The 19,581-nt window shown below is 29.6% G+C and carries 20 protein-coding genes; 7 read left to right on the top strand and 13 right to left on the bottom strand.

All coding sequences use genetic code 11. The features are described 5' to 3' along the window. Window positions 1-4 precede the first annotated feature (4 nt). The 11 genes from APAC_RS13075 to APAC_RS13025 form a co-directional block, all read right to left on the bottom strand. On the bottom strand, window positions 5-4,132 hold the full coding sequence (locus APAC_RS13075; RefSeq protein WP_130234527.1) for a hypothetical protein: 4,128 nt from the start codon (window positions 4,130-4,132) through the stop codon (window positions 5-7). 115 nt (window positions 4,133-4,247) lie between these two features. Further along, window positions 4,248-5,141, bottom strand: coding sequence for a metallophosphoesterase (locus tag APAC_RS13070; RefSeq protein ID WP_228255925.1), 894 nt, complete (start codon window positions 5,139-5,141; stop codon window positions 4,248-4,250). A gap of 290 nt (window positions 5,142-5,431) precedes the next feature. Next, window positions 5,432-6,724 (bottom strand): aminotransferase class V-fold PLP-dependent enzyme, encoded by a 1,293-nt coding sequence (locus APAC_RS13065; RefSeq protein ID WP_130234525.1) that lies wholly within the window; start codon window positions 6,722-6,724, stop codon window positions 5,432-5,434. Between the two features lie 86 nt (window positions 6,725-6,810). Then, window positions 6,811-7,905 carry a sulfite reductase gene (locus APAC_RS13060; RefSeq protein ID WP_130234524.1) on the bottom strand — a complete coding sequence of 365 codons (1,095 nt, stop codon included), beginning with the start codon at window positions 7,903-7,905 and terminating at the stop codon, window positions 6,811-6,813. Next, window positions 7,905-9,362: a sulfate adenylyltransferase subunit CysN gene (gene cysN, locus APAC_RS13055; protein WP_130234523.1), complete on the bottom strand. Its 1,458-nt coding sequence runs from the start codon at window positions 9,360-9,362 to the stop codon at window positions 7,905-7,907. Before cysN ends, APAC_RS13060 begins: the two co-directional genes overlap by 1 nt. Then, entirely contained in the window at window positions 9,362-10,276 is a 915-nt protein-coding gene (gene cysD / locus APAC_RS13050; protein WP_130234522.1) for a sulfate adenylyltransferase subunit CysD, read from the bottom strand. The genes cysN and cysD overlap by 1 nt, the downstream gene beginning before the upstream one ends. Window positions 10,277-10,290: 14 nt before the next feature. Continuing rightward, the gene (locus APAC_RS13045) at window positions 10,291-10,995 is read right to left on the bottom strand and encodes a phosphoadenylyl-sulfate reductase (RefSeq protein WP_130234521.1); all 705 of its coding nucleotides are present in this window, start codon (window positions 10,993-10,995) and stop codon (window positions 10,291-10,293) included. Window positions 10,996-11,003: 8 nt separating this feature from the next. Next, the gene (locus tag APAC_RS13040; protein WP_130234520.1) at window positions 11,004-11,234 is read right to left on the bottom strand and encodes a DUF2061 domain-containing protein; all 231 of its coding nucleotides are present in this window, start codon (window positions 11,232-11,234) and stop codon (window positions 11,004-11,006) included. Between the two features lie 43 nt (window positions 11,235-11,277). Continuing rightward, the gene (gene cysK / locus APAC_RS13035; RefSeq protein WP_130234519.1) at window positions 11,278-12,210 is read right to left on the bottom strand and encodes a cysteine synthase A; all 933 of its coding nucleotides are present in this window, start codon (window positions 12,208-12,210) and stop codon (window positions 11,278-11,280) included. A 15-nt stretch (window positions 12,211-12,225) separates the two neighbouring features. Beyond that, window positions 12,226-12,639: an RrF2 family transcriptional regulator gene (locus tag APAC_RS13030; protein WP_130234518.1), complete on the bottom strand. Its 414-nt coding sequence runs from the start codon at window positions 12,637-12,639 to the stop codon at window positions 12,226-12,228. Between the two features lie 9 nt (window positions 12,640-12,648). Further along, entirely contained in the window at window positions 12,649-13,920 is a 1,272-nt protein-coding gene (locus tag APAC_RS13025) for an O-acetylhomoserine aminocarboxypropyltransferase/cysteine synthase family protein (RefSeq protein WP_130234517.1), read from the bottom strand. A gap of 208 nt (window positions 13,921-14,128) precedes the next feature. Here APAC_RS13025 and APAC_RS13020 point away from each other — a divergent pair, with 208 nt between their 5' ends. Then, entirely contained in the window at window positions 14,129-14,449 is a 321-nt protein-coding gene (locus tag APAC_RS13020) for a cupin domain-containing protein (RefSeq protein WP_130234516.1), read from the top strand. Here the strand turns inward: APAC_RS13020 and APAC_RS13015 are convergent. After that, a complete protein-coding gene (locus APAC_RS13015; RefSeq protein ID WP_130234515.1) occupies window positions 14,424-15,281 on the bottom strand; it encodes a bacteriohemerythrin in 858 nt (285 codons plus the stop codon). The genes APAC_RS13020 and APAC_RS13015 overlap by 26 nt on opposite strands. Window positions 15,282-15,407: 126 nt before the next feature. Here APAC_RS13015 and APAC_RS13010 point away from each other — a divergent pair, with 126 nt between their 5' ends. The 5 genes from APAC_RS13010 (at window position 15,408) to APAC_RS13305 (ending at window position 18,871) form a co-directional block, all read left to right on the top strand. Further along, complete coding sequence (locus APAC_RS13010; protein WP_130234514.1) at window positions 15,408-16,634, top strand: BaiN/RdsA family NAD(P)/FAD-dependent oxidoreductase; 1,227 nt, start codon at window positions 15,408-15,410, stop codon at window positions 16,632-16,634. Window positions 16,635-16,872: 238 nt separating this feature from the next. Next, window positions 16,873-16,971 (top strand): cold-shock protein, encoded by a 99-nt coding sequence (locus tag APAC_RS13005; protein ID WP_130234513.1) that lies wholly within the window; start codon window positions 16,873-16,875, stop codon window positions 16,969-16,971. Window positions 16,972-17,078: 107 nt separating this feature from the next. Next, on the top strand, window positions 17,079-18,254 hold the full coding sequence (locus APAC_RS13000; protein WP_130233614.1) for a transposase: 1,176 nt from the start codon (window positions 17,079-17,081) through the stop codon (window positions 18,252-18,254). Window positions 18,255-18,357: 103 nt separating this feature from the next. Continuing rightward, window positions 18,358-18,588, top strand: a complete 231-nt coding sequence (locus APAC_RS12995) for a cold shock domain-containing protein (protein WP_130234512.1) — start codon at window positions 18,358-18,360, stop codon at window positions 18,586-18,588. Window positions 18,589-18,733: 145 nt separating this feature from the next. Continuing rightward, entirely contained in the window at window positions 18,734-18,871 is a 138-nt protein-coding gene (locus APAC_RS13305; RefSeq protein ID WP_170170170.1) for a hypothetical protein, read from the top strand. 5 nt (window positions 18,872-18,876) lie between these two features. Here APAC_RS13305 and APAC_RS12990 read toward each other — a convergent pair whose 3' ends face one another. After that, window positions 18,877-19,065, bottom strand: coding sequence for a hypothetical protein (locus APAC_RS12990; protein WP_130234511.1), 189 nt, complete (start codon window positions 19,063-19,065; stop codon window positions 18,877-18,879). 106 nt (window positions 19,066-19,171) lie between these two features. Between APAC_RS12990 and APAC_RS12985 the strand changes: the two genes are divergently transcribed. After that, window positions 19,172-19,576 carry a DUF350 domain-containing protein gene (locus APAC_RS12985; RefSeq protein ID WP_130234510.1) on the top strand — a complete coding sequence of 135 codons (405 nt, stop codon included), beginning with the start codon at window positions 19,172-19,174 and terminating at the stop codon, window positions 19,574-19,576. Window positions 19,577-19,581 lie beyond the last annotated feature (5 nt).

Raw genomic sequence — 19,581 nt, 5'->3', positions numbered from 1 at the left:
CCTTTTAATGTTTATATGAATATTGGATTTTGATTTCATCACCATCTTGTGGAATAGCCGTTCCATAGAATAGTACAGAGTTACTATTTTGGATATATCTCCATCCATTTGTATTATCGTGTGCTACTTCAACACCATTTACAGTAACAAAAATAGTTGATTCAACAACACCTTCATTATTTAGTTTATAACCTAAATTTCCTGATGCATTTTGTGCAATTGTATTCATAATAGTTGAATAGTTTGTTGTATTAGAAATATCAGCAACCATACCACCTGTAGCAATAGCTAAATCATCGTATTTACTTGGATTACCATCTGTACAACCATTCGATGAGTAACAATACAAACTACTGTCAGGTTTTACTATTGAGTATACATTATATCCTCTATCAATAAATAAGTTATTATTTATATCAAAGTTCGTTCCACCAGATCTTCTTGGGTATTGACTTGGTTCATCAGACAAGATGATTACCGAAAGTTCATTTCCTTGTGGTATATTTAAACTTGTTAAAGGACCATCTATAGTATCTCCTAAAGCTATTGATTGTAAAGCATATTCAGCATTATAAATACCTGTTTCAGTACCATCTCCATATGTTCCAACTTTTACATTAGTTTTAAATGCTTCAACATCATTTTCGATAATACCTATATTATTTAAAACTCTATCATAATCATCGCTAGAGTAATAACAAGTATCTGAAGGTGTACCACAAGAAGTTGTAATAATACCTGCTCTAAAGTTTAATCCTGCATTTGTAATAGCATTTGCAAAATCATTTGCAGCTTGAGATACTGCTGTTTGATAAGAACTCATACTTCCTGAATCATCAACAACAAATACAAAGTCTGCAGTTTTTGTAGTACTTGCAGAAGCTGTGAATGTATCTATATTGTTTACTAATGTTTCAGTGTTATTAGAAATATTTCCTGTATTTAAAATAGATCCAATAATTGTTTGGTAATTTAAAGCTACATTATTTGGAACTAATGTCATAGTAAGGTAGCTTTCACCAGTATTAACATCTTTTTCTAAATTAAATTTAATATTAAAGTAAGTTTCTAATAAAGAACCTGATGTTGTAGTTGGTAAGTTAGTTAAATTACCACCCATAATACCATTTACAATTTGAGAAATTAAATCAATTGTTCCAATTGATGAATAACTTGTAAGTGTATATTCAGCTAAAACTTTTTCTATATCAGTTGTTGAAGATAATTGTTCAATTAATTTTACAGGAGTTGATAAATTTGATGCTGATGCAATTGCACTAATAATCTCAGCTAATTTATCAGAAACTGAAGTGTTTACATCAATTAAGATTTTAGCAACAGCTCCACTTACAGCTTGATTTGTTTCATAAGCCATAATAATTGCTTCTTCATTAGTAGCACTATTTCTTAATACTGAAATATTTTCAGGAATAAAATATGTTGTGTCTGTATTTAAGTTAATTCTACTAAATGTAGTTACATAATTAGTGATTGAACTAACATTTCCAGCAATATCTTGAAGTTTTACTTCTAAAGTTTCATAATAGCTATTACCAGGATTATCTATTAAAATATTTAATGTTCCTAATGTTCCGATTTCACCATACTCAACATTATTAACTATAACTTTACTTCCAACTTCACCAGAAATTGTAGCAGATAATTTATTGTCAACTAAAGCTGTTTGAGATAATACATTCGGAGCACTTGGAGCAACAGTATCTTTAATAACAGAGATATTTAAAGCACCACTTTCATTTCCAGCTGCATCTTTAAGTATAATAGTAAAAGTTTTAGTACCATCTTCACCAGGCATATCTAAAGTGATATCTAAAGTACCCCCTGAAATAATACCAACACTAACACCATTTACAAATACTTCAGTACCATCCTCACCTGAGATTGTAGTTGTAGTATCGCTATTAACAGCACTTGCAGTTCCTGAATCTTTTGCAACAGCAGGAGCAGTAGTATCTTTAATAATTGAGATATTTAAAGCAGAACTTTCATTTCCAGCTGCATCTTTTAAAACTATTGCAAAAGTTTTAGCTCCATCATCTCCAGACATATTTAATTTAACATCTAAAGTACCATTAGAAATAGTACCAATTTTATTACCATTTACAAAAACTTCAGTACCATCTTCACCTGAGATAGTTGTAGTTGTAGTATCGCTATTTACAGCACTTGGAGTTCCTGAATCTTTTGCAACAGCAGGAGCAGTAGTATCTTTAATAATAGAGATATTTAAAACTGAACTTTCATTGCCAGCTGCATCTTTAAGTGTTACAGCAAAAGATTTAGTACCATCTTCACCTGAAGTATTTAAATCAATATTTAAAGCACCACCAGAAATAGTACCAACTTTTAAACCATCAACATAAACATCAGTACCATCTTCACCTGAAATTGTAGTTGAAAGTAAATCAGGATTTGAAGTTGCACTATTAATATACGTAGGAATTGAACTATTTGTTGCAACAGCAGGAGCAGCAGTATCTTTAATAATAGAGATATTTAAAACTGAACTTTCATTTCCAGCAGCATCTTTTAAAACTATTGCAAAAGTTTTAGTTCCATCACTTCCTGAAGTGTCAAGCGTAATTTCTAAACTACCACCAGAAATTGTACCAAATTTAGTACCATTTACATAAACCTCAGTACCATCTTCACCTGAAATAGTCGTCATTGTTGAATCACTATTTATAGCACTCACTGTTCCAAGATGTGTAGGAAGAGAAGGTGCACTTGTGTCTTTAATTACATTTAAAACTAATGCAGAACTTATATTTCCAGCATTATCTTTTAGTGTAATATTAAATGTTTTAGTTCCATCAGCACCAGTTGTATCTAAATTGATATCTAGTGTACCACTTGAAATAGTACCAACACTAGTACCATTTACAAAAACTTCTGCTCCTTCTTCACCTGAAATAGTTGTACTTACTGAATCAAGATTTGAAGAAGAAGTGTTAAGATAAGTGTTTTCTCCAATTGTTGCAGTAGGTTTATTAGGTGCTGAGCTATTTTTTTGAATACTTAAGTTTAAAGCAGAACTTTCATTTCCAGCAGTATCTTTTAGTGTCACAGCAAAAGTTTTATCACCATCTTCACCACTTAAATCTAAAGTGATATCTAAAGTACCATTTGAGATAGTTCCAACAGTTGTACCATCTAAGAATACTTCTGTTCCATCTTCACCTGAAATAGTTGTAGTTATACTATCTAAATTTGTTACACTTGGAGCATTTGAAGTTGGTGTATCAGGTGCAGTTGTATCTTTTGTAATTGTTGTACTTGTTGAGTCAGTAATATCTAATGAGTGCTTTTGATCCTTTAATTTTATATCAAAATTGTTATTACCATCAACTAAATTTTCTATATTAATTGTAGCTTTTCCTTCATCATTAATTACTACACCAGTATCATTACCATTTAAAAATACAGAAGTACCTTTTTCTCCTACAATTTCTAATGTTACTGTGTCTGAACTAGTAGCAGAAATCTCTTTTTCAATAACAGGAGGTGCAGGAGGAACCGTGTCAATATCAATAGCTAAGTCTTCTCTAAGTGTTTCTTCATAGTGAGCAATAGCATGGTTTGTTTTTTTTAATGTTTTACCAACAGTATTTAAAGCTGTTTTAAGATCACTTTCACCTATAGTTTTAGAAAAGTCTAAAGTTGGTAAACTATTTTTTTGATCTTCAGTTAAATTGATTTGAATACCATCATTTGGATTATCATCAAATGATTGAAGAAACCTAAGCATATTGATTAAGTTTTCATTTTCTGTTTTTGTCTGATCTGTTTGAGTTGTATCTGTTCTTTCTATTGGAGTTAAATCTGTTGGATAAACTACTCCATCAGTGATATCAATTACAGCAATAGAACCTAATTTTACATTTCCTATTGAAAACTCAACTTCATTACATTGAGTACTATCAATAGTAAATTTACCACCATCAGTTGTTGTGTTAGTTGTCGTACCACAAGTATATGTTAGTCCATCAACTCCAGCATCTTTAAATACTGCAGATAAGTTTGATGAAGTAGAGCTACCTCCACCACCACAACCTGTAAGTACTAAAGCAGCCACTGAAGAAATAATTGAATATTTTAGATATTTTTCCAATATGTGTCCTTTGAATAATAAAATATCAAAATTCTATCAATCAAATGTCTCAGAAATGACTCAATTTTTAAAAAATAATTAAATTTGTAGAATAATAACTAAATTTCTAAGAATATTATGAAATTTTTAGTAAAGTAATCTCACTACTAGCTCCAAGTCTCATAGGTGGACCCCAAAATCCTGTACCTTTATTTACATAAACTTGTGTTTTGTTTGTATGTTGATTTAGACCTCTTACATAAGGTTGTTGCAGTTTTACTAAAAAGTTAAATGGAAAAATTTGTCCACCATGAGTGTGACCACATAATATTAAATCTAACTCACTAGTATTTGCTACCTCTTCAATATATTTTGGTTGATGGGCTAAAAGTATTGTAGGTGAGTCTTTTTTATCTTTTAATGCTTTTTCTAAATCAGGTTTAAAAGCTCCATATCTATTTCCAAATCTATCATAAACACCAGCTAAGTTAAAACCTTCATTTGATGCTCCAATATAAACATTTTCATTCTCTAAAGTTTTTATACCCAATGAATTTACATAATCAATTATAGGAACTACCCCATGAAAATATTCATGATTCCCAATGATAAAATATGTTCCATATTTAGATTTTAGATTTTTTAATTCATTAAGTGCTGGTTTTGCAAAATCAAGTTTTGTATCCACTAAATCACCAGTTATTACTATGGCATCAGCATTTAGATTATTAACTCTTTGTACTAAAGCAGAGATAAAATCTTTATCAATTATTCCACCAATATGAATATCACTTAATTGAACAATATTATAAGGTTTTTTTAGATTATCAATTTTTACATCAACTGTTTCAAGTTCTATTGACCTTGCATTATCCATAGCTTTTGCATTTGTAGCAACTACAACTGATAGGGCACCTAAGTCTAATGACTTTTTAAAGAAGTCTCTACGTTGAGATGTAAATTTAGTTTTGTTAACACCAAAGGAGATGATTTCATGAATAATAGTTGTAATAAATGTGAGAAAAATCACTCCAATTGGCAGAGAGAGTAAAAAGTAGAGCCAGTTTGGCACTACTGGGTTATATCTTACAATAGGGTATGCAAGCACACCTAAAAAAGTAATATATAAAAATATTGTAAGATATTTTTTTGTCTTATCTTTAAAATCTAGTTTATCAATAAGACGTTTTTTGATTATAAAAGTTTGAAAAGTAAAAACAATTATAAAAGCAGAAAAAAATATTATTGAACTCATTTGGGAATTGTACTGATAAATTGTAAATGAATTTTTAACAAAACGTTTAGTGATTGTTTAGTCAATTATTTTTTTATATTTTCTACTAAATCTAATATTTCATCTTTAGTTTGAGAATAATGAATAGAGACTCTAATCCAACCTGGTTTATTATTTATATCAAGTTGTTGAATACCTAGTAAATCATGACCATAAGGGCCTGCACAAGAACAACCAGCTCTAGTTTGTATTCCATTTAATTTAGATAATTTATTACATAATTCATAGGGATTAAAACCTTGAATATTAAAAGATATAATTCCAATATTCTCAACTTCTTGATTTCCATAAATTTCACAATTTGGAATTGCTTTTAATTCTTCAATAAACAGTTTAGTTAATTCATCTTTTTGTTTTTTTATAAAATCAAATCCAATTTCATTTCTAAGTTGATATGCTAAACTAGCTCTAATAAGTTGTAAAATACCTGGTGTTCCCGCATCTTCTCTTATCTCTACATCTTTTTGATAAATCTGTTCATTTTTGTTTACATACTCTACTGTTCCACCTGCTGCAAAAGTTGGAGAAATAGTTGTATCAACTAATGATTTTTTTATAACTAAAAGACCACAACTTCCAGGACCTCCAAGCAATTTATGAGGAGAAATCACTAAGGCATCATATAATTCACAAGGAACATTCATATATGGACTTGAAGCAGCGGCATCAAATAGTACTTTTGCTCCATAATGTTTTAGAAGTTTTGATATCTCTTCATATGGAGTTATAATTCCTGATACATTTGAAGCAACACAAAAACATCCAATAATTTCTCGATGGGCATTCTCTTGTAGTAACTCTTTTAATTGTCTAAGATCTACTAAGCCTTCATCATTTAATTTTATTCTTTTTACTTCACATAGTGCTTCTCTGTAGCTTACTTCATTTGAGTGATGTTCATAAGGTCCAACAATAACTAGGGGTAGTTTCTTTTTAGCTACACTAATACCAAATCTTTTTATAGTTGCAGGAGGAATATAAATTCCTAATAATTCTTGAAATTTTTTAATAGCAGCCGTTGAACCACAACCAATTGGCAGTATTGCATAATCATCATTTAATTCTAAACTTTTAGCTAGATTACTTCTTGCCATTTCATAGTAGTTAGAAGTTTTATCTGCATTAGATGCTTCTTTTGAGTGAGTATTTGCATAGGTTTCAAGTACATCATGTATTCTATTTTCAATAGCTCTAAAGGCAAGTCCAGATGCAGTATAATCAAAATACTCTTTTTTATTTTTACCAATAGTGTTATATCTGATGTTATCTAGTATTTTTGTATTTTCATTAAAGAAAGGTTTAAATATATCTCTACTCATTTTATTGTTAATTAGTCCTAATTATTATGCTTATAATTTTAAGTTATTTAATATAAGAAGTTGCTTTTAGTAAGCAACCCTTCCGTTTATACGAAAGGATTAAAATTGATTTTTTCTAATTCTAGTGCAAATTCATTTACATTTTGTGAAGGAGCATCTAAAACTATAATATTACCTTTGTGAGTAATTTTTATTTTTGATGCATTATATTTTTCTAAAACTTGAGTAAATTTAGAAATAGTTTCACTTTTTTGTGAGTGATTATTAAGTAAGCACCCAATATAACTTTGACCTTCAATAGCACTTTGATGAATTCCCATTCTTGGTTTTTTTATAAAACATACATTGTTGTTTTGTGAGCTATTTTTAACATTAAAGGGTAAAGAGGAATTAAGTAAATCATAGAATTTAGCAACTCCCCAATCTTCTAAAAATGCTTCAAATGAGCTGTTATTTATATCTTCTCTATTTCCAAAATCTCTGTATATTTTGGCAATAGCTTTAGCTGTTAAAACTAATTGAGATGGATAAACATATCCAAAATCTTCTCCACAAAGTTTAATTAAAAATATAATTTTATTTTTACTGTCAGTTGATGCATTAAAGCTTACATCGGGAGTAAAAGATAGTTCACAACCTTGTTCATAACCACTTATGGAAAATTGAAGTTTATTAGGCATATTTGAATATTTTTTATTCCCAATAAATGTATTGTCTAGTTGTTCAACAAAAGAGCTAACATCAATTAATTGCTCATTATCAATACCATTTAATGGACATGTAATTACTCTTCTAACAGTATGACCTGCTTCAAAAAATGTAGTTAAATCCACCTCTTTTAAAAGATTAAAAATCTTTGGAAAGTTATATATTTTTATATCTTTAAGTTCAACTTTTTGTTCATTACTAAAAGTTAAGGAGTTATTAGCAAATTCTTGAGAAATCTGAGTAAGAACTTTTAATTGTTTTAGTGAAAGTTCTCCCATATTTAAAGGGATTTTTAATTCAAATGAATTTTGAGTTTCATCACTTGCATAAATACCATACCATTGTAATCTATGTAGATCTTCTGATGGAATTTTTTCTCCTAAAACAGCATGGATATAGATGTCACCTAAAACATCTAATCCATCTTTTTCTTTTTTTATTTGCTCAATATTCAATGCTAAATTATTAGACATTAGATAGCCTTACAATTCCACTCAGGGTAGTTTTTTCTAATGAAAGCATTTAACTCAACTTCAGCTTGAGAATAAACTTTTTGCTCTTCTTCAAGATGTGCAAACCCTTCAATAGAAGATACAATCATACCAGCACCTACTGTTGAGTTTGTATATTTATCAATAATAATGAAACTTCCAGTGTATCTATTCTCATGGTATGGATCAACTGCAATTTCTCTATCTAATGATAATGTAACTTTTGCAATATCATTTAATGCTAATTCATCTGCATCAATCTCATCAAATGTATTAATATTCTTTTTAAACTCTATTGAATTAAATGCTCCATTTATAACTGATGTTGCTCTTTTTATCACATAATTCTGATTTAACTTTAATGGTGTTTCATCCATCCATACTACCATTGCTGATAAGTGATTTGATACTTTAGGAATATCAGTTGATTTTACAATCATATCCCCTCTACTAATATCAATCTCATCTTCAAGTGTAATTGTTGTTGCCATTGGAGCAAATGCTTTTTGTATAGTTTCAACAGTTTCATCTTTTCCAATTGGTCTTAAATCTTTAATATCATTTGATACTATTGATTTAACTTTACTTGTCTTTCTTGAAGGTAATACAGTAATCTCATCACCAACACTTATTGTTCCACTTGTAATAGTTCCAGAAAAACCTCTAAAGTTTAAGTGAGGTCTAATCACATATTGAACTGGTAATCTAAATGAATTAGACTCTTGTTTATGAATCTCAATAGTATCTAATAACTGCATTAAAGGCTTCTGCGTATACCATGGTGATTTTTCTGAGTTAGTTAAGATATTATCTCCATCTAAAGCAGAAATAGGAATAAACTGAATATTTAAATCTTTATTATGAGGTAAGAATGAAATAATATCATTGTAATCTCTTTTAATATTTTCAAATACTTCTTGTGAAAAATCAACTAAATCCATTTTATTAATTGCAACGATAAGGTTTTTAATTCCTAATAATGAAGCAATATAAGAGTGTCTTTTAGTTTGAGTTAAAATCCCAGCTCTTGCATCAATTAAGATAATAGCAACATCAGCTGTACTTGCTCCTGTTGCCATATTTCTTGTATATTGTTCGTGACCTGGAGTATCTGCAATAATGAACTTTCTTTTATCAGTTGAGAAGAATCTATAAGCAACATCAATAGTAATACCTTGTTCTCTCTCAGATGCTAATCCATCAACTAATAGTGCTAAGTCAATTTTATCACCAGTTGTTCCAACTTTTTTACTATCTTTTTCAATAGCTGCTAATTGGTCTTCAAAAATCATTTTTGAATCATATAAAAGTCTTCCAATTAATGTTGATTTACCATCATCAACAGATCCACAAGTGATAAATCTAAGAATCTCTTTATTCTCATGCTCTTTAAGATATGCTTCTATATCTTTTGAAATTAAATCGCCTTGATGTGCCATTAAAAATACCCCTCTTGTTTCTTTTTCTCCATTGATGCATCACCATCACTATCTATTAATCTTCCTTGTCTTTCACTTGTTGTACATACAAGCATCTCTTGAATAATTTCAGGAAGAGTTGTCGCAACACTTTCAACTGCACCTGTTAAAGGATAACATCCTAGTGTTCTAAATCTTACATTCTCTTTTTTAGCAGTCTTTCTTAATTCTTCAGGCATTCTATCATCATCAACCATGATTTTAGTTCCCATATATTCAACTACTTCTCTCTCTTTAGAAAAATATAAATCAGGAATTGGAATCTCTTCTAAATAGATATATTGCCAAATATCAAGTTCTGTCCAGTTTGATAAAGGGAATACTCTAATTGACTCACCTTGTGTGTGTTTTCCATTATAGATATTCCATAATTCTGGTCTTTGGTTCTTTGGGTCCCATCTATGGTTTTTATCTCTAAAAGAGTAGATTCTCTCTTTTGCTCTAGATTTTTCCTCATCTCTTCGTGCACCTCCAAATACTGCATCAAACTTTTGGATATTTAAAGCATTTTTTAATCCCTCAGTTTTCATAATATCAGTATGAAGTGCAGAACCATGTGTAAATGGAGAGATATCCATTTCAAGTCCTTTAGGATTTGAGTAAACGATTAACTCCATTCCTACTTCTTTTGCACGTCTATCTCTAAACTCAATCATCTCTTTAAATTTCCATTTAGTATCCACGTGCATTAAAGGTAACGGTGGTGGTGCAGGATAGAATGCTTTTTGTAATAAGTGTAACATTACAGAAGAGTCTTTTCCTACACTATAAAGCATACCAGGGTTAGAAAACTCTGCTACTACTTCTCTCATTATGTGCATTGATTCTGCTTCTAATTGTTTTAGATGTGTTAATCTCTCTTGGCTTATTTCCATTTAATTTTTCTCCATTATTTTTTGTGTAAACCACACTCTTTGTGTTCTGGGTTTTCCCACCACCATCGACCAGCTCTAATATCTTCACCTTCTTTTATTGCTCTTGTACATGGAGCACATCCAATACTTGGGAAACCTTGGTCATGAAGCTTGTTGTATGGAACTTTGTTTTCTTTAATATAATTCCATACATCTTTTTCATTCCAATTAATTATTGGATTTACTTTGATAACATTAAAGTTATCATCCCATTCTACAAGTGGCATATCAACTCTTGTTACACTTTGAGTAGCTCTAAGTCCAGTAATCCAAACATCAAGTTGACTTAATGCTCTTTTTAAAGGTTCAATCTTTCTAATTCCACAGCAGTTTTTTCTATTTTCAATACTTTCATATTGACCATTTACACCTTGAGTTTGATATAACTCTTGAACTAATTTTGAATCAGGAAAAAATACATTTATTTTAATTCCATATTTTAAATTTGTTGCATCCATTACATCATAAGTTTCAGGGTGTAATCTTCCTGTATCAAGTGTAAAGATATTTGCATCATCTTTTATTTTTAGCATCATATCTGTTAGAACTTGATCTTCTGCTGCTAAGCTTGAACTTAAGGCAACATTGTCAAAAGAAGTTAAAAAATACTCAACAATTTCAGCAGTTGATTTATTTTTTAACTCTTCGTTTAATTTATTTGCTAACTCTTTTTTACTCATCTCTTTCCTTAAATTTGATAATCATTTTCTGCTGGTTTTACTCTACCTAATGAAATTTTATTCCAAGCTCTTTCATGGAAATAATATAAAATCATTTTTGTAACTACTTCAATTGAGCCAATAGAAGCTGCCATTACTAGGTTCCCAGTAATAAAATAAGAGATGATTATAGTATCTAAAGTACCAAGTGTTCGCCATGATATGGTTTTAACAACTGACCGATAAGGCTTTTCGTGCATTTATTTTTCTCCTATAAAATAGGACGGATTACAGAAGAGTAATTTACTCTTCGTCGTAATCGTATAGTCCTGAACTTAAATATCTTTCACCCGTATCACAAAGAATTGTAACGATTGTTTTTCCTTTGTTTTCAGGTCTTGCTGCTATTTGTGCTGCTGCTAAAGCATTAGCACCTGCAGAGATACCAACTAGTAATCCTTCACTTTGAGCAAGTTTTCTAGAACTTGCAATTGCATCATCATTTGAAATTTGAACAACTTCATCATAAACTTCAGTATTTAAAATATCTGGAACAAAACCTGCACCAATACCTTGAATTTTATGAGGACCTGGTTTTCCACCACTTAAAATTGGAGATGCTTCAGGCTCAACTGCAACTACTTTGATATTTGGATTATGTTGTTTTAATATTTCACCAACACCTGTAATAGTACCACCTGTACCAATTCCAGCCACTAGAATGTCTACTTTTCCATCTGTATCAGCTAAAATCTCAGCAGCTGTTGTTTTTCTATGGATATCTGGGTTTGCTGCATTTCCAAACTGTTGTGGAATGAATGAATCAGAAGTTGATGCTGCTAATTCTTGTGCTTTTTCAATAGCACCTTTCATTCCTTTTTCTGGTTCTGTTAATACCAATTGTGCACCTAAAGCTTTTAATAATCTTCTTCTTTCGATACTCATTGAAGCTGGCATTGTAAGTATAAGTTTAATTCCTAAACTTGCACAAACTGAAGCTAAAGCAATACCAGTATTTCCTGATGTTGGTTCGATAACAGTTGTTCCTTCTTTGATTAATCCTGCTTCAATTGCTGTTTTAATCATATTTGTACCAATTCTATCTTTTACTGAATGTGAAGGGTTCATAAATTCACATTTTCCTAAAACTGTAGCACCACTTTCTTTACTTGCTGTTTGTAACTGTACTAATGGAGTATTTCCAATTAACTCTGTAATATTCTTTGCGTATTTCATAGGTTTATCCTTTCTTTATATACTATAATGTAAAAATTCGTTGTATTTATCTTGATAATCATCTAGTTTATCTAGTGAAATATCAAAAATCTTTTTTGTTCTCTCTTTTGACTCATCAAAGAAGATATTTAAAATTGGATTATCTGCTTTCACATCAGCAATTTTAATATCATCTTCAAGTGCAATTAAGATATCAACAATCTTAATATCTTGGGCTTTTCGAGCCAATCTATATCCACCTCTAGCTCCTCTTATACTTTGAACAAGCTCTGCTCGTCTAAGTTTACTTAGAAGTTGTTCTAAGTAGTTTTGAGGAATATTTGCATTTGCTGAAATCTCTTTTATTTGCATGGGAGAGTTATCAGTATGCTTACTTAATTCGTACATAGCTGTTAATCCATATACTCCTTTTGTCGATATTAAAGGCATTTTAACTTCTTATTTCTCTAAAGCTTGATTTAAATCTTCAATTAAATCAGCAGTATCTTCTAATCCAATAGATAATCTAATAGTTACTGGATTAATTCCCGCTGCACTTAACTCCTCTTGTGTCATTTGAGAGTGAGTAGTTGAAGCTGGATGAGTAATTAAAGACTTACTATCACCAATATTTACAACAACACTAAATAGTTTAGTACTGTCAATAATCTTTCTTGCCTCTTCAAAAGAAGATACATCAAAAGAAATTAATCCTGATGCTTTTCCATCTTTGAAGTATTTTTGTGCTTTTTCATAATATGCATTTGATTCTAATCCAGGGTAATTAACTGCTTTTACTTTTGGATGAGACTCTAAAAACTTAGCTACTTCAAGTGCATTTGCTGAGTGTTTATCCATTCTTAAAGATAAAGTCTCAACAGTTTGAAGTAACATCCAAGATACCATTGGAGCAGCTGTTGCACCAATATCTCTTAATAAGTTTAATCTAATTCTTAAACAAAAGTTTGGAAGTGGAACATCAACATAAACTAATCCATGGTATGAAACATCTGGTTGCACAAAGTGGTAATATCTTTTTGAATTTTCTTTAAAAAACTCTGCTAAACCATCTCTTTCAACAATAATTCCACCAATTGCTGTACCTTGACCATTTGTGTATTTACTAGTTGAGTGTACAACAACATCAACTCCCCATTTAATAGGGTTAAACAGTGCTGCACTTGCAACAGTATTGTCACAAATAGTTAATACACCATTTCTTTTTGCAATTTCTACGATTTTTTCAACATCAGCAATTGCAATTTGTGGGTTTGATAATGATTCAAAGAAAATCGCTTTTGTTGTATCATCAATTTGTTCTTCTAAATCACTAGCATCAGCACTTTTGAATACTTTAGTTTTGATTCCAAACCTTTTCATCGTGTATGTTAAAAGTGTAACAGCCCCACCATATAATTTATCAGAAATTAAAACTGTATCACCAGCTTCTGCAACATTTGCTATTGCATAAAAGATTGCAGATTGACCAGAAGAAACAGTAATAGCTGCAGCCCCACCTTCTAGCTGTGCAAATCTTTGCTCTAAAACATCATTTGTAGGATTAGTTAATCTTGAGTAGATTGGTCCTAATTCTTTTAAAGCAAATAAATTTGCTGCATGTTCACTATCTCTAAAAGCATAAGCAGTAGTTTGAGAAATAGGAACTGCCATTTCTCCGTTACCTTGCTTTTTATCGTAACCAGCGTGTATTGCAATTGTATCTTTTTGCATCTTTTTTTCCTTTTTTTGTTCTAGCAACCTTTTGTATGTTGGAATTATAGAACATTTTTTTATTAATGTCAAGTAATTTAATCACAATTAATATAATGACCATTAAAATAGGGGGTTTAATTAATGTTGATTAAATCTATAGAGATTATATAACATGATTAAGAAAAATTAGGTTAAAATACCAAAAAATCAATATTGTGGTTACAAGATGAAACAAGATAAATATAATATATTTGATGAAATTCCATATGATAAAAAAGATGAAAAATTTTTTGAAATTTTTAAAAATGATGTGATAAAAATAGAAAAAATTGTTTCAAATGGTCAAAAATCACCAGATAATTTTTGGTATGAGCAAGAAAAAAGTGAATATATTTTACTTCTTGAGGGATTTGCTATACTTGAATTTGAAGATTATGAAATCCAGTTAAAAAAAGGTGATTGTTTAAATATCTCTGCGATGCAAAAACATAGAGTAAAATTTACTTCCCTTGATAAGCCAACTATTTGGTTTGCTGTTTTTTATTAGTTTTTTCCCATTGTATAATCTTTCTATCTTCTTGGATTATATGTTGAAGTAGTGTTATATCAATCATTTTTACTAACTCTTTTTCAAATTCATCAATATGAATAGTTGGAATTCTTTTTATAAAGTTATTCAAGCTGATAATAATTCCTTCATGGAATTTAATATGTTCTTCAAGTTTTGGGTACTTAATTGACTTCATATGTTTTTCTTCATTTTTAAAATGTGTTTTCATATAATCATATAGTTTTGAAATAATAGTTTTTAATTTTTGAACTTTTTCTTGGTGTGTACCTTTTATAGAAACAGCCTCCCTTGCTATATCAAATAAAACTTGATGCTCTTTATCTATAAATTGGTTATTTACTTTATAAATATCTTTCCAAGCTATCCTATCTTTCAAATTTTGTGTTGGGGTATTCCAAATAGCTATTTTTTTATCTTCCGTCATTATATGATTCAAAAAATACTCTTTAATAAATTCATATAAAAGAGTTTCAGTCTCTTTGAAATTGTATTTATCAATATTTTTTATTAGATTTATTAATTCCTCTACCATATACTTATGAAGTAGAAGATGATTTTCATAATCTGGATAATTAACTGATTTCATATAGTTTTGTTCATTTATAAAATGTATTTTTAGATATTTTAACAGTTTAAGTAATATTGTTTTTAAATCTTCTTTATCACTATTAAGTGTTAGTTCTGAATTTACCTCTAAAGCTTTTTGTGACAATTCAAAAAGATTTTTATGTTCTTTATCAATTGCTTCAATATTTACAATATATTCGGCTTTCCATAAAATCTCTTTTTTTGTTATGTCTTTAGACATAATAACTCCTAAAATAAGACATGAAAAAATTATATCCTAAGAATGTCTCAAAAGTTACTCAATTTTGGAATATTTTGTTTTTTTGCTTCATTTGATTATAATAAAAAAAATTTTGCAGGATATGATTTGAAAGTAGCAATTATTGGAGCAGGCGCAGCAGGAATTATGGCTGCTATTACAGCTAAAAGAATAAATAAAAATATAGATATAGACCTATTTGATGCAAATAGTGGAATTGGTAAAAAAATATTAGCAAGTGGAAATGGTAGATGTAATATCTCTAATTCTCAAGTTAGTGAAAAAAACTATTTAGGAGAAAATCCTGAGTTCGTATCTTATGCGCTAAAACAATTTACTTTTAATGATTTTGAAAAGTTTTGTAAATCTATTGGATTATTATTAGATATAAAAGAAACAAATAAAGTTTATCCATTATCAAATGAAGCAAAATCAGTAGTAAACTTACTTCAACTAACACTTGAAGAATTAGATGTAAATATATATACGAAGACATTTATAAAAGATATTGAAAAAATCGAAGATAAGTTTGATATTAAAACTGATGAAAATGAGTTTAAAGGATATGATAAAGTAGTAATCTCAAATGGTTTAGGTGCAGCTCCTCAACTAAAAGCAAATGAATCCGGACTAGATTTTGCTTCAAAATTTGGACACTCATATAACATAACATATCCATCCCTTGTAGGATTGCAGACAAGTGAAGTATATGGTGGAAAACTTCAAGGGGTAAAAAAAGAGTGCAATGTATCATTATATATTGATGGAAATTTAGAGCAAGAGATATATGGAGATGTACTTTTTACTAAATATGGTGTTTCAGGTTTTGCAATACTTGATATCTCACAATTAGCTTCTTATCATCTATCTTTATATCAAGATGTGAAGATAGCTATAAATTTCTTTCCAAAAATAAATAGAAATGATTTAGGCGACCAAATACAAAGTTTATTTAAAAGTGTACCAAATCAAAGAGCAGTTGATTTACTAACTGGAATGGTATCAAATAAAATCGCACCAGTTTTACTAGATATTTGTAAGATAAATATAGAAACATTAGCAAGAGATATAAATGCAAAACAAATTAAAGCAATAGCTTATCAACTAAATCAATGGAAACTAAAAGTTATTGATACCCAAGGTTTCGGTCATGCAGAAGCTAGTGGCGGTGGAGTAAGGACTGTTGAAATTGATAATAGAACTTATGAGAGTAAGAAGTGCGAGGGATTGTATTTTGCTGGCGAGGTTTTAGACATCGTTGGAAATAGGGGTGGTTTTAATTTACAGTTTGCGTGGGCTAGTGGGTATTTGGTTGGAAAAAATTTAGCAAATTAAAGTGTTTTTTTATTAATTTATCATTACTTGTTTTCATAAAAAATGCAAAGTTTTTAAAAAAGCTTGCTTTTATTAGTTTTTTCAGATAGTATGTACAAACTTAAAGAAAAAATTAGTACTTATACATTGTTTGCTTTTTTATTAACACTATACTTAATACACTACTCTCAAAATATTAAAATCTGGTTACACTTTACTAAAACTTCATAAATGAAGTATTAAAAATAAAAGGAATTCTATGTCAAATAGATATAACGGAACAGTAAAATGGTTCAATAGCGAAAAAGGTTTTGGATTTATCCAATTAGAAGATAACAGAGCCACTTGCAGATTATAAAAAACAACCCGTAATTTAAGCTGATTTAAATTTTAAAAAGTTGAATCAAACTTCAGATAAGTTATAATTTTTTACTACAAAAATTTAACAGAAGAGCGATTCAACTTATGGAAATTATTCTACCAAAAATATCTTCAAGTCTATCTAAAATGTGGACTAAGGTTTTAAATCTTGAAAATTCACTTTTTCCTTCTTTGAAAAGAGAGCTTCAATTAGAAGAGTTGTCAAATAAAGAGCAAAAGCTTATTAAGATATTAGACTTTGCTGCGATTGAAAAAAATATCACTGTCGTATCTATTACAAACACTCCAAAGCATAGAGAAGAGATTGCACGAGCATTTATTGCAAAGAGTGTTTACAATATCCAAACAACCAGAGACCTTATCGATAGACTTCATAGTGATAGAACGCTGAGGATCTTGTGTGGGTGGAGATATAAAAACGATATTCCAAGTGAGTCTAAATTTAGTAGAGTCTTTAAGGAGCTCAGTGAGCTTAAAATTGCACAAAAGACGCATGAGCAGTTTGTGAAGGAGTATCTAAGGGATACACTCTTTTTTTATAATGCAAGTGATGCAACAAAAATACCACTGAGAGAAAAACCTGTAAAAGTAGAAAAAGAAAAGTTTAAACCAAAAAGAAGAGGACGACCTAAAAAAGGTGAAACAAGAGAGCCTAAAACACCCAGTATCTTGCAGCAACAAGAAGATATGAAAACCACAAAGCAGATGCTATCTTTGGTATCAACGCAGTGTGGAGTTGGAAGAAAACAGAATTCCAAAGGCAACTTTGAAACATGGATAGGAGGGAAACTCCATATCAGTGTAGTAGATGGAGATATCCCTATTACTGCTATTTATTCAGGGGCAAATGTTCATGATAGCTCAGTAGCACTTCCTCTTATAAACGAGACAAGCAAAAAAGTATCATATCTTTATGACTTACAAGATGCAGGATACGACAGCAATATTATCAGAGATTTTTCCAAAAAACTAAATCATAGACCGCTTATTGATATCAATCCGAAGAACTCCAAAGAGTTAAAAGAAAAAATTCAACTTATAAAAGATGAAAAAAAGAAATTTAAAATTCTAAACCTTACTCAAAGTTTAGATACCCATCACTATAATCAAAGAAGTATGGTTGAGAGAGTCAATAAATACCTCAAAGAAGACTTTGGATGCAGTAATATTTATTATAAAGGAGCTACAAAAGTAGCTTCTGTTTTAGCATTTGGTATTTTATCAGTTTGTATTCATCAGAGTTTGAAACTGGTAACATAACTTTTAGCTAAAAACACTAAAAATTAGCCATTTTTAAAACTCAACCATCAAGCACGCACCCAATAATAGTTTTTTATCTAAAATTGACCCATAAAGCGGTAAAATGATTAAAAGTTTAAAAGATCTGCTTGATAAGCTTAGTAGGTTTACAAATTCACTAGTTTATGATGGTGGAATTTGCAAGCGGCTCAACAGTAAAGATATATTTGTTCATCATAATGAAATTAATAACAGAGGTTATGGAAAAGCTTCATTAGCTGATGGTCAAAAAGTATCTTTTAATATTGGTGTTAACCAAAAAGGTGAACATGCTACAGGTGTAGAAACACTTTAATTGTTTCCATAAAAAAGATGAAACTTAGAAACTAAAAAATTAGTTTCTAATGTTTTATTTGAGACTATTCTCTCTTCTAAACTTCTGGAAAACTATATTTTCAAATATAAATCAATCAAGAAATTAAAAAATTAAAAGGATAAAAATGACTGTTCTAACATTAGAATATAAATACAAGGTTTTAAAAAGACTTTTACAAACAAAAGAGACATTTAGTAGCGCTTGCTCTAAATCAGGTTTAAGTGCTAATCAAGCATCAAAATATTTAAAAAATAAGAAATAGAGTATTTAAAATCTCTCTTTCAAAATAGTAAGTTTTTTAATCTTACTAATCTCAAAACTTCCCACATCACATTTCACAACATTATTAGATATTCTTAGAGGTTTTATTTGCTTAAATGAATTATTTTCATAAGAAAAAGTCACATAGTTTTTATCTTCGATAGCTTTTTGTAAAAATCTAAATTCTATGTTCATTTGAATCCTTATATTATGATAAATGTCTTTTTATTTTCTAAAAAGAATTTTACAATAATAAATCATATAGCTTCTTTTGGTTAGAATTCTCAAAAAAGGATTTAAAATGGAATTAGAATTATTTACAGCCTTTCTTGGCTTCTTTTTCACAGCTGTATTGTTAGTGATTATTTTTCTTTATTTATATGCGATTGTTACACCTTATGATGATTACAAACTTATTTTTGAAGAAAACAATCTAGCAGCAGCTCTTGGTTTTGGTGGAGCTATTATTGGGGTATCTATACCTTTATATAGTGCTTTAGTTCATTCTGTGTCTTATATAGATTTTGCTATTTGGGGATTTATTGCTATTTTGATTCAATTAGTGTTTGCATTTGTAGTGACAAGACTTGGTGGAAAATATTCTTTTAAAACTAAGATTTCAGATGGAATTATCTCTGTTGGAATTTTGATGGCATTTTTATCAATTTCAATTGGACTTTTAAATGCAGGATCAATGAGTTATTAAAACTC

It is taken from the genome of Malaciobacter pacificus (assembly GCF_004214795.1).
Lineage (GTDB): Bacteria > Campylobacterota > Campylobacteria > Campylobacterales > Arcobacteraceae > Malaciobacter_A > Malaciobacter_A pacificus.
This window is presented reverse-complemented; position numbering and strand designations above follow the sequence as displayed.